The sequence below is a fragment of the Paenibacillus xylanilyticus genome (genome assembly GCF_013359935.1).
Lineage (GTDB): Bacteria > Bacillota > Bacilli > Paenibacillales > Paenibacillaceae > Paenibacillus > Paenibacillus xylanilyticus.
In genome coordinates, this window is the sequence record NZ_JABMCB010000190.1 from 71,269 (window position 1) to 82,774 (window position 11,506).

At 50.1% G+C, this 11,506-nt stretch carries 9 protein-coding genes and 1 pseudogene; 1 reads left to right on the plus strand and 9 read right to left on the minus strand.

The features are described 5' to 3' along the window. Positions 1-13: 13 nt before the first annotated feature. From HP552_RS17385 to HP552_RS17410, 6 genes and pseudogenes are all read right to left on the minus strand, one after another. Positions 14-1,233: pseudogene (locus HP552_RS17385) on the minus strand (FtsW/RodA/SpoVE family cell cycle protein). Positions 1,234-1,480: 247 nt separating this feature from the next. After that, positions 1,481-2,701, minus strand: a complete 1,221-nt coding sequence (locus HP552_RS17390; protein ID WP_175396674.1) for an FtsW/RodA/SpoVE family cell cycle protein — start codon at positions 2,699-2,701, stop codon at positions 1,481-1,483. 85 nt (positions 2,702-2,786) lie between these two features. Continuing rightward, entirely contained in the window at positions 2,787-3,671 is an 885-nt protein-coding gene (gene prmC, locus HP552_RS17395) for a peptide chain release factor N(5)-glutamine methyltransferase (protein WP_175397059.1), read from the minus strand. 25 nt (positions 3,672-3,696) lie between these two features. Beyond that, complete coding sequence (prfA, locus tag HP552_RS17400) at positions 3,697-4,764, minus strand: peptide chain release factor 1 (RefSeq protein WP_175396675.1); 1,068 nt, start codon at positions 4,762-4,764, stop codon at positions 3,697-3,699. A gap of 542 nt (positions 4,765-5,306) precedes the next feature. Then, a complete protein-coding gene (gene ychF / locus HP552_RS17405) occupies positions 5,307-6,407 on the minus strand; it encodes a redox-regulated ATPase YchF (protein WP_175396676.1) in 1,101 nt (366 codons plus the stop codon). 110 nt (positions 6,408-6,517) lie between these two features. After that, entirely contained in the window at positions 6,518-6,988 is a 471-nt protein-coding gene (locus HP552_RS17410; protein WP_281366067.1) for a GNAT family N-acetyltransferase, read from the minus strand. A 163-nt stretch (positions 6,989-7,151) separates the two neighbouring features. Between HP552_RS17410 and HP552_RS17415 the strand changes: the two genes are divergently transcribed. Then, on the plus strand, positions 7,152-7,586 hold the full coding sequence (locus HP552_RS17415; protein ID WP_175396678.1) for a hypothetical protein: 435 nt from the start codon (positions 7,152-7,154) through the stop codon (positions 7,584-7,586). A gap of 86 nt (positions 7,587-7,672) precedes the next feature. Here HP552_RS17415 and fni read toward each other — a convergent pair whose 3' ends face one another. From fni to HP552_RS17430, 3 genes are all read right to left on the minus strand, one after another. Further along, on the minus strand, positions 7,673-8,740 hold the full coding sequence (gene fni / locus HP552_RS17420) for a type 2 isopentenyl-diphosphate Delta-isomerase (protein WP_175396679.1): 1,068 nt from the start codon (positions 8,738-8,740) through the stop codon (positions 7,673-7,675). Positions 8,741-8,879: 139 nt separating this feature from the next. Next, positions 8,880-10,361 carry a phytoene desaturase family protein gene (locus HP552_RS17425; RefSeq protein ID WP_175396680.1) on the minus strand — a complete coding sequence of 494 codons (1,482 nt, stop codon included), beginning with the start codon at positions 10,359-10,361 and terminating at the stop codon, positions 8,880-8,882. Next, positions 10,358-11,506 (minus strand): glycosyltransferase family 2 protein, encoded by a 1,149-nt coding sequence (locus HP552_RS17430; RefSeq protein ID WP_175396681.1) that lies wholly within the window; start codon positions 11,504-11,506, stop codon positions 10,358-10,360. Before HP552_RS17430 ends, HP552_RS17425 begins: the two co-directional genes overlap by 4 nt.

The following is an 11,506-nucleotide window of genomic DNA, read 5'->3' on the forward strand; positions in this document are numbered from 1 at the left end:
AGCCATTTCTGAACTATACCGTTGTCTTCTCTCTCTTGAGCAGCTGCAATAATCGTTCTGGCAGACTCGGTCTCTGCTCTCCCAGAAGAAGTTCATCTTCCTCTTCCTGTCCATAGAGTTTGATGCTCATAACCAGTCCGATACATGCCATATTTATGAGTAATGAAGTCCCTCCATAACTGATAAACGGAAGCGTAATACCCGTAAGCGGCATCAGTCCGAGGAACGCGCCGATGTTTTCGAACACTTGGTAGAGCAGCATGCCGATAATACCTACAATGATGACCGGACCTGCCCGATCTTTGCACTCCAGACCGATCAGCACCATCCGATGGATAAGAATAAAGTAGAGTAACAAGAGTACCGAGGCCCAACAAAACCAAACTCCTCCGCTATAACGACAAATATGGAATCCGAATACGTATAAGGCACGCGTCCACTTTGCACGGAAGTACCTTGTAAATAACCTTTGCCAATGATGCCTCCTGAACCTATAGCCAAACCGGCATTTTTGGTATGCCACGTCGCCTTGGATGTGGCCTTTTCCGGTACAAGCCAAGGGTCAATCCGTTCCGCCCAATGCTCACGGTCTACCTTTTCGAGAAAGGTGAAGATCTGCTCGTGATATGTCGTATACGCTTTGACGAAACCAAAAAAGGTCGTCCCAATAATCACAAGACCAATAATCGCGTGTTTCAGCTTGATATTACCGATCCAGAACACAGCAGCCAAAATGATAACGTAGCCCAGTGCGTTACCCAGATCATTTTGAATCATGACGAGTGCAAACGGAACGAATGCCCAACATCCGATGGGAACGATATCTCTCCAGAAACCAAGCATGTTTCTCTGACGTTTCACAAGCAAATGTGCGAGGAATAGGATCAAAATCATCTTGAACAACTCCGCAGGTTGAAACGAAAGGTTCTCTCCAAGCTTAATCCAGCCATTGGCGTTATTGATCGGACCACCCACAAAGTTGACGAGCACAAGCAGAACGATTCCTATGCCATACAGATAAAATGCATATTTTACAACCAACTTGTAATTCACTAACCCAATACCCACCACGGCAACAAATCCTGCAGTATAAAATAACAAGGTCTTGATATGATGTCTGGCCAATGTGGAATCTGTCTGCGTACCACTGTAAATGGCAAACACACTGACGATCATCAGCAGTAACAGTACAAAAAGGATGACGCCATCCATCTTTTTCAGCATTCTTAACATGATTCCATCCGACCTCCCGGATAACTATATATCCATTTACCAAATTAACTCAATATTTCCATTGTATAAAATCAGGAGTTAAAATGGAAATTTTTATTGTCCTGAGGAGGATGGGCCGCAAGCCACGTAGCAAACGTAACAAGTATAGCAAAACAAAAACCCCGGAAGAGTCAGATCCAAATGGATTGGATTGATCTTTCCAGGGTTCTATGTCTAACTCATTTTTATTTCTGCACACGTTAAAGAATTACTGTTCCTGCTGAGACGGTTTACGTCTGAACAACTTCATGACCAGATCCGTAATCCCTGGTTGTTCGGCAGAACCGAGAATATCCTCGTTCTCTTCCGTGTGAACCTTGATACTCATCACAATACCCATACTGATCATGTTCAGCACGAGTGAGGTTCCGCCCGAACTGATAAACGGCAGCGTGATCCCGGTCAGCGGCATCAACCCAATGAACGGACCGATGTTGACGAAAATCTGATAGAGCAGCATGGCGATGATGCCGACAATAAGATAAGGCCCAGCGCGATCCTTGCACTCCAGTGCAATCAGCACCAGCCGATGTATGAGAATAAAGTAGAGCAGCAGTAATACCGAGGCGCCTACAAAGCCGAACTCTTCCCCAATCTGTACAAAAATGGAGTCGGCATAGGCCAGCGGCACCCGATTCGACTGAATCGTTGTACCTTCCAAATAGCCTTTACCACTAATGCCACCCGAACCAATCGCCAGCTTCGCGTTGTACGTCTGCCAGAGCACATCTCGCGAGGTCTGATCCGGCACCAGCCATGGGTCGAAACGATCCGCCCAGTGCGAACGGCCAATGTCCTTCAGAAATTTGACGATCTCATCATGATAGTGAATGTACGCCTGTGTTCCACCGACAAAAGCAGCCACGGCAATCATAAAACCAATGAGGGCATGACTAAATTTGATGTTGCCAATCCATAGCAGTCCGACCAGAATGACTACATAACTCAGCGCGTTCCCCAAGTCATTTTGAAGCAGCACAAGCAGCAAAGGTGGCAGCACACAGAGTGAGATCGGTATGACATCACGTCCAAAATAAAGCGGTCGATTCTTCTTTCGGGCCAGAAGGGCCGATAAGAAAACAATGAGACAGAGCTTGAACAACTCCGCTGGCTGCAGACTGAAGCCAAAAATGGACAACCAGCCCTTGGCGCCGTAATATTCCTGACCTATAAACATAACAAGAATAAGCAGCAGCATGCCTACTCCATAAATATATAAATAGTTTTTGATGATGACTTTGTAATTGATCATCGATATTCCAAAAAAGATCACGAAACCTAAAATATAAAAGATAACAGCGTTTCTCGTGAGCCCCTCCAGCTTCGGACGGCCAAAGGTCGTACTATAAATGGACAAAATACTGATGACCATCAGGATCAGTAAGATGAACACAATCGAGTAGTCTATCTTTTTAAATTTATGCAGCATGTAGTTATGTTCCCCCAAGCATTCAGCAATCTTCGGTATATCCCATTGTAGAGGATTTCACGGCAAAAAGGAAACCCGCGGAACCTTACACTTTCGTCACCTGTTCCGAAGTACGAACACCCAGGACATGCCGCTCGATCCCGGCAAGGTCCGGGACAATGATAATTTCCGGCCAATGTCCGGCTGATTCAAGCAATGCTGCGATGTCGCGAGCCTGCCCCTGACCCAGCTCAAATCCAATGACCTGAGGCGGCGCAGGCAGCAGTACCAGCTGCTCCAGCATGACGCGGTACGGCGCAAGTCCGTCCGGACCACCGTCCAGTGCCGTGCGCGGCTCATGATCGCGCACCTCGGGCTGCAACCCGGCGATGTCGGCAGCCGGGATATAAGGCGGGTTGGACACCAGAATGTCCACCCGCACCCCGGCGAACGGGGCCAGCAGATCACCTTCGCGGAAGTCGATCTGCACCCCGTTCGCGGCCGCGTTCCGCGCGGCCACTTGCAGCGCAGCCGCCGAGATATCTCCGGCGCCGACCTGCCAGCGCGGGCGCTGCGAGGCAATCGTCACGGCGATGGCCCCGCTGCCCGTGCCAATATCGACGGCGAGCGGAGCGCCGTCAGGAAACAAGCGGTCGGCTTCGCGCAGCACAGCCTCGACCAGCAGCTCGGTCTCCGGCCGCGGAATCAGCACGGCCGGCGTGACCTCGAACGGCAGCCCGTAGAATTCCTGGCTGCCGATGATGTACTGCGCCGGCTCACCCGCAGCCTTGCGCGTGACGGCGTCTTCCCAGCGGCTGCGGAGCTCGCTGGGAAAGGGATCCGGCTGCATCATGTAGTACGCGGCACCATAGGCGCCGAGCACATGCTCCAGCAGCAGCCGGGCATTATTCTGCGGCTCGTACACGCCGCACTTTTCCAAAAAAGAGGAAGCCTCCACGAAGGCTTCCCGGCAGCTCTGTTCCGGCGTCATCACAAACTGCGCGCGGGTCACAGCATTATTCTCCTCTATCCATCATCTCCGTCTGCTCGGCAATCGTCAGTGCAGACAGGATTTCTTCAATCTCTCCGTTCATGACCTGATCCAGTTTGTGCATGGTCAAACCAATGCGGTGATCTGTCACACGGCTTTGCGGGAAGTTATAGGTACGAATCCGCTCACTGCGGTCACCTGTACCCACTTTGCTCTTGCGCTCCCCTGCAATTTTCGCTTCTTCTTCCTGACGCATCATATCGAAGATCCGGGTACGCAATACTTGCAGCGCTTTTTCCTTATTCGAGTTCTGCGATTTACCATCCTGACACGTTGCCACAATACCTGTTGGCACATGTGTTACCCGTACAGCGGATTTTGTTGTATTAACCGATTGTCCGCCGGCACCGCTGGAACAGAACGTATCCACACGGATGTCTTTGTCATGGATCTCAATATCGAAATCTTCAGCTTCAGGCATGACAGCTACTGTCGAAGTAGAGGTATGAATTCGTCCACCCGATTCGGTTGTCGGAATCCGTTGTACACGGTGTGCACCACTTTCGTATTTCATTTTGCTGTATGCACCGCGACCGTTAATCAGGAAGATAACCTCTTTGAATCCACCGACATCGTTCGTATTGGCGTCCATCAGCTCCACGCGCCAGCCTTGATTATCAGCATAGCGTGTGTACATGCGGTACAGATCCGCTGCAAACAAAGCAGCTTCATCTCCGCCAGCTGCTCCGCGAATTTCCACGATGACATTTTTGTCGTCATTCGGATCTTTTGGCAGCATGAGAACACGAATCAATTCATCCAGTTCTTTCTGGCGAGCGCTTAGCTCATCAATTTCCATTTTGACCATTTCGCGCATCTCGTCATCCAGTTTCTCGCCCTGCATTTCCTTGGCAGCTTCGAGATCCTGACTTACCTGTTTGTACTCATTGTAAGCTTCATACGTCGGCTGCAGATCCGATTGTTCTTTGGAATACTCCCGCAACTTTTTGTTATCACTAGCTACATCCGGGTCACACAGCAACTCGCTAAGCTTGTCATAACGGTCGGCTAATGCCTGTAATTTATCCAACATATATAGTCACCTCACGATTTATTTTTGGTTAATACGCTGTACATCGTTTCCGATGAGCGCTCCATGTTCCATATCTATTTCATCTATTTTTCATAACGCACAGGTTCTCAACAATCTGACTGAACCCCTGACCGTAACATTCATTAATGACCGACGCACAACATCGCTACAACGTCATCAAATCCTTTACTTATAAGTTATATAAAAGAGCCCATGCACCTTAAGCGGAATCCCGCTTTGGCCCTTTAAATGATGAGCCAAATCAACCTAGGTACACGACTCTTAATTATAGCATATTCTTATCACCCTGAACAGATGCTTTTCCACCTGCCTACGGGCTCTCTTAAGATTCATGCCCTCTTCCTCTATTATATCCACGTCTTGCTAACAATCCAGCAAAAGCTGAGCGGAATTCATGCTTTGATCTCTGCATTTGTGATGCAGCCTTCACATTCATCTAAATAAAAAGCCCTGCCATCTTCATGGAGAAGACAGCAGGGCTGTACTTGTTTATCATATATTGCTTTGAGTGGTTATACGTTTTATACGTTGAAGCGGAAATGCATAACATCGCCGTCATTCACAACGTACTCTTTACCTTCCAAACGAAGCTGCCCACGCTCTTTGGCACCGTTCATGGAACCGGCCGCAACCAGATCTTCGTAGGAAACGACCTCTGCACGGATGAATCCGCGCTCGAAGTCGGTGTGAATTACACCGGCTGCGCCAGGCGCTTTCGTACCCTTGCGAATCGTCCACGCACGAACTTCCTGTACACCTGCCGTGAAATACGTGTATAGTCCCAGCAATTTGTAAGCGGCTTTGATCAACAGGTTCAGACCGGAATCCTCGATACCGAGCTCTTCCAGGAACATTTGTTTATCTTCGCCCTCCAGCTCGGAAATTTCTTCTTCGACTTTCGCGCTGATTGGCACCACTTCTGCATTCTCAGCAGCTGCGAATTCTCTTACTTTTTGCACATATGCATTGTTTGCCACATCACCGATTTCGTCCTCGGCTACGTTCGCTGCATACAGAACAGGCTTCAGGGTAAGCAAGTGCAGATCACGTACGATCAGACGCTCTTCATCTGTCAATTCCATGCTGCGTGCTGGCTTGTCTTCGTACAGAACAGTTTTCACTCTCTCCAGTACTTCCACTTCTTGAGCAGCCTGCTTGTTGCCGCCCTTCATGTTTTTCTTGGAACGATCAATTTTCTTCTCCACACTCTCGATATCGGCCAGGATCAGCTCCAGATTAATCGTCTGGATGTCGCTCACCGGGTCAATTTTCCCATCTACGTGTGTGATGTTCTCGTCGACAAAGCAGCGTACCACATGAACAATCGCATCCACTTCACGAATGTGGGCAAGAAACTTGTTACCCAAACCTTCGCCTTTACTTGCACCGCGTACAAGACCTGCGATATCTACAAACTCAAACGCCGTTGGAACCGTCTTTTTCGGCACAACAAGTTCTGTCAATTTGTCCAAACGCTCGTCCGGTACTTCAACGATCCCCACGTTAGGGTCAATCGTACAGAACGGATAGTTTGCCGACTCGGCACCTGCTTGTGTAATTGCGTTAAACAACGTAGATTTTCCGACGTTCGGAAGCCCTACAATTCCAGCTTTCAAAGCCATGTATATGACAACTCCTCATTCATTACTTGTTCGGTATGGATAATCCTATACATTATATATGACAAATCCCAAGGCATCAAGGAACTTCGGGATTTGGACTTACTGACAATTTACCTGTTCAATTCCTTGTACATCGTCAGATCCGTTACCTCATATCCCATCTTGCGATATAGGCTGCTCGCCCGCACATTATGTCCAAACACATGCAAACCAATTCGATCCACACCCAGACTCCGGGCCGCTTGTTCAAGGGCATCCATCGTTTCGGTGCCATACCCTTTGCCTCGATGCGCTTCTTCAACGACAATGTCGAGCAAGAAGGCTTCCTTGCCGCGCCGATTGTCCGTAATGTTAAACCAGATATATCCCACATTGCCGTCCATCGGATGCACCAGGTTATAGATATAAGCTCCAGACGTATTCAGTCCTTCAGGCAAATAGCGATCATAGGATGCCTCTGCAAGATCCTGCGCCTCTTCCGTTGCCCATGCTCCCGCTTCTACCTTTTCTTCTGCAAAATCCTTAATCGAACGCAAGCGAAAGCTCTCAAACTCTTGATCATTCATGGGTACAAGCTCCAAAGTGTTGCCTCCCGGGTTCAGATTCGGTGTAAAAAATGTTCTATCATCCTATACCATTGTAACTTTTTATTTATCAATCTGCATAAAGGAGTTATTGATATTTCCGCACAACTTTTGATAGTCCTGCTTCGTTTATTACCATAATGAAAGGAGTTGAACACGAATGGGCATGCCCCGCCGATCGCTACCTTGGCGAATAATTATCCCCACAATCATCGTGATTGTGATAGGTTTGGTTGTTTATTTCAGCTTTCAGAACGTCTTTGACCTTTTCAGGAACTTCCGGGTCACCATAAATAATGAATCCGACTATGACATTGTCTCCGTTAAAACAGGACTGGAAAAAGGAGACAATTCCAAAAATAACATTGAGGATGGGTCATTGTATATTCTGCAAAAGGATGTTCCCAGCGGTAAAAAGGTAAAGTTTGCTCCACAGCTAAAACTCTCTGGTGAAGGAGCGATCTATCTGGAATTCACCGACAATCAAGGCAAATCCCAGCACCATACCGTGTGCGGCTATACGGAATATTTATCCGGCAACTCCTATGTCACCATAACCAACGATAAGGTCTCTGTTGTAGAGGAGTGTATGTAAACACCCTGCATCTCAATAAACAAAACGGATGCTCAGAAGCATCCGTTTTTTTATCCCACTCAAGTGCCAGTCAGAAACAAGGAACCTTACCGCCGCTCGATCAACCTTGTCGTCTGCTGCAATTCTTCAATCTGTCCGGCACCGATGCCGAACATGACGGTACGCAGTTCGAATTCCACCTGCTCCAGCCGCCCATCCAGTGCTTCATCCGAAGCCACTGCCGATTCGAGCAAAGAGCGACCGAAACCAGCCAGGTCCGCACCCAGTGCGAGCGCCTTGGCTGCATCCACCCCATTCTGTAGTCCGCCGCTGCCAATCAGCACACCTTCCGGATTCAGCGCTCTGACTTCCCGGATGCACTCGGCGGTCGGAATGCCCCAATCGGCAAAAGCTTCGGCTGCAGCGCGGCGAACCGGATTGTTGTTCCGGTATTTCTCCACCTGTACCCAGCTGGTGCCTCCTGCTCCGGCCACGTCGATAAACGCTGCACCTGCTTCATACAACCGCTGCGCCGTGATTCCATCAATCCCCCAGCCTACTTCCTTCACCCCGACAGGTACATCCATTGTGCGGCACAAGTCTTCAATCCGATTTAACAACCCACTGAAGTCCGTATTTCCTTCCGGCTGGAAAATCTCCTGCAAACCGTTCAGATGCAGCACCAGCACATCGGCACCAGCAATCTCAACCGCACGCTGAAAGTCGGCAGTGCTGAAGCCATAGTTCAGCTGCACTGCGCCCAGATTGGCAATCACCGGGATGTCAGGTGCCCAGCGCCGTACATCAAAGGTGGTCGCCAGGTCAGGTTGTTCCACTGCTGCCCGGATGGAACCTACACCAAGCGCCCAGCCTCTGGCATTGGCCACACGGGCAAGCCGCTCATTAATGGCGCCTGTCGTTTTGCTTCCACCTGTCATCGAGCTGATGAGCAGAGGTGTACGAACCCTTTTCCCAAAAAACAATGTGTCCAGGCTTACCTCATCAAAATTCAGTTCAGGCAGCGGATTGTGCCGAAATGTATACCGTTCCATTCCGTTCGTTATCCCTTCTCCTGCCACATTCTCTTCCAGGCAGAGGCGCACATGCTCCAGCTTCCGTTCCCCCGTAGCCACTTCGGGAAGCAGCCGTTCGCCGGCCCGCTCTTGTTCATTCATGGTGAGACCCCCTTATGTGAGAAATTGTGCGGATGGACAGGGATCCCCTGCCGGTTCCGTTCAATATACCGCGCGTCAACTCTACCCAGTATACCGTTCCGAACATGCTATTGAAAGGGCGCACTCGCCTATCCCCGATTCAGCGTACGAGCTCGGATGCAAGCTGCTCGCCAACCAGTTGCCCGGATAGCGTCACAATGGGTGTCCCGCCTCCCGGATGTGTCGTTCCACCCACATACCACAGCCCCTTTACATCCTTGCTTTTGTTGCCCGGACGTGAGAAGGTCTGCTTCACCGAGTTGGATGATATGCCGTAGATTGACCCTTGATGAGCCAATGTATCGCGCTCGATATGTTGAGGCGTGTACCGAATCAGCACATCGGACTGTTTAAGCCCCTGGATTCCCCGCTGTGCCAGCTTATCCAGAACAATCTCACCGTAGCTTTCCGTTTGCTCATCCCAGTTCCAAGCATCGGACAAATATGGGGCGTTCACCAATATGAACAGATTACTTGCCCCAGCTGGAGCCATGCCCGCTTCGGAATAGCCGGAATAACAAATGTAGATTGTCGGATCAAGCGGCATCCTGCGTTCACGAAAGATATGGTTAAACTCCGGCTCATACTGTTCAGGGAAAAAGACAGTATGATGAAGCAGGGAATCATACTGCCGACGCACTCCAGCCAAAGTTACAAATCCGGATATGGATGGCTCATACTTGCGGATTCGACTATCACTCATCTGTTCCCGATGCTCCGGTGCCAGCAGTAGACGATTCACACTGAGCACATCGCCGTTGGCAACAACCTGATCGGCTTCCCGGAAGCCCCGATCTGTGTCCACACCTGTGACTTTGCCATTTCGAACGACAATTTGCCGGACCTCCGTGCCCGTAACAATCTCTACGCCTTTTTCCCGGGCAAGCTTTGTCATGGCAGCAATCAGCTGATAGGTCCCGCCTTTCACACCATAAACACCCTCACCCGCCTCTACATGGCCCATCATGGCGAAGATGGATGGTGCCTGATAAGGTGAAGAGCCGACATAGGTCGCATAACGGCCAAACATTGCCAGGGTATGCGGATGACTGAAATAGGATCGCAGAAGCTGATTCAGTTTCACGGTCGGCCGCACCCGCAGCAAACTGCGCAGCATTTGAAGATTATATTTGTCTTTTGCGGTCAGCAGCAGTTTGCCAAGAAAATGGCGGCTCGCTTCTGCATAGAGGGCTGCTGACTCATCCATAAATGCATCGTAACGGAGTGCGTCCTCCGGGCTGTAGGCTGCGATCTGTTCCTCCATCCACTCCCGCTTTCCGGACAGATCCACCACAGTACCATCAGCAAACACATTGCGTGTGCGGGGCTCCAGCTCATACAGCTGGACGTAATCTTCCATTTCCACTCCCGCATGCTCAAAGACAGAGCGGAAGGCGGATGGCATCGTAATGGTACTGGGACCGCGGTCAAAATGATATCCGTCCAGTATCACCTGCTGCAGCTTGCCTCCTGCGTGTGCCTGCCGCTCCAGCATGGTTACCCGTACGCCTTGTGAAGCAAGGCGTATGGCACAGGACAAGCCTCCAAACCCAGCGCCGACAATGACAACTTTTCTGCTCAACTATACCGCCTGCCTTTCCATACATACCCTTTACCAGAGCGGCCTGCACGCCAGGAAGCCATTCCAATACCAATGACACAGGCCATGCTGATGGGTTGCAACCATGCAAGCCACCACGGCTGCCCGCCCGCTTGATCTGCCACCCTTTTCACCCCCATGCCCAACAGCGTGCCGATGATTCCATATATCATGGATGTAGAACTACCTGAATATAATCCGAAAACGAGTCCTATTGGAGGTACAAGGTACATGACTGTATACATCAACAGGGTGCCCAGCAGGAGCACATCCCTGCGTCCTGTGCCCTCGTACATGTTTTTCTTATAACCGTTCCATACCTCTAAACCGTTCTGATACATTCGTGTGCTGACCAGTTCATGCACATCAACCAGCATGACCGGATGACCTGCGCGCTTGATCGCTTTCGCCAGACTCATGTCATCCACCAGATCTCCCTGAATGGCTGCATGACCACCTGAAGCCTCGTAACTCGAACGATGAATCAGCAGGAATGCTCCCGTTGCGGCGACAAATAACGGACTGGAAGACCTGCGCACCATGAAAATTGGAAGATGACTGATGATCGTAAATACCATCATGGGAACGACCAGCTTCTCCATCCACGTCTTCGCCACCTGATAGGGGAACCCTGTCACAAGACCTCTTCCCTGATCACATCCGGCAGCGACAGTTTGCCGAATCGCCTCTGGTTCCAGTCGCACATCCGCATCAACGAACATAAACCAATCGCCTTTGGCCTCCTGGACCAGTTGGTGACACGCGTATGACTTGCCCATCCACCCTGCCGGGGGTTCGGCTCCACCCAGCAGTCGCACACGTGCATCCCGATTCGCAATTGCCTGAATGATGGATGCCGTCTCATCTTCCGAGCGATCATCCAACACCAGCACTTCCATCCGGAAGCCGGATGTATCACTTGCAAGCACACTCTCCAGACATCCCTCAATATGTAGTTTCTCATTACGAGCCGGAATCAAGACAGAGACGAGTGTATCCGGGTGCAGCAACCGGTCAGCAGGGAACGAGCGGATTTTGGGCAGACAGGTCACATTCCATAGCGCAAAAATCAACTGCACACCTAGCACAGACGTCAAAATGATCCATAATATCTCAGATACACTCAT

Bases quoted from the DNA above. Each gene is read 5' to 3' on its own strand.
- prfA (WP_175396675.1), bottom strand. From the start codon at position 4,764: ATGTTGGATAAATTACAGGCATTAGCCGACCGTTATGACAAGCTTAGC.
- ychF (WP_175396676.1), bottom strand. From the start codon at position 6,407: ATGGCTTTGAAAGCTGGAATTGTAGGGCTTCCGAACGTCGGAAAATCT.
- prmC (WP_175397059.1), bottom strand. From the start codon at position 3,671: ATGACGCCGGAACAGAGCTGCCGGGAAGCCTTCGTGGAGGCTTCCTCT.
- HP552_RS17415 (WP_175396678.1), top strand. From the start codon at position 7,152: ATGGGCATGCCCCGCCGATCGCTACCTTGGCGAATAATTATCCCCACA.
- fni (WP_175396679.1), bottom strand. From the start codon at position 8,740: ATGAATGAACAAGAGCGGGCCGGCGAACGGCTGCTTCCCGAAGTGGCT.
- HP552_RS17430 (WP_175396681.1), bottom strand. From the start codon at position 11,506: ATGAGTGTATCTGAGATATTATGGATCATTTTGACGTCTGTGCTAGGT.
- HP552_RS17390 (WP_175396674.1), bottom strand. From the start codon at position 2,701: ATGCTGCATAAATTTAAAAAGATAGACTACTCGATTGTGTTCATCTTA.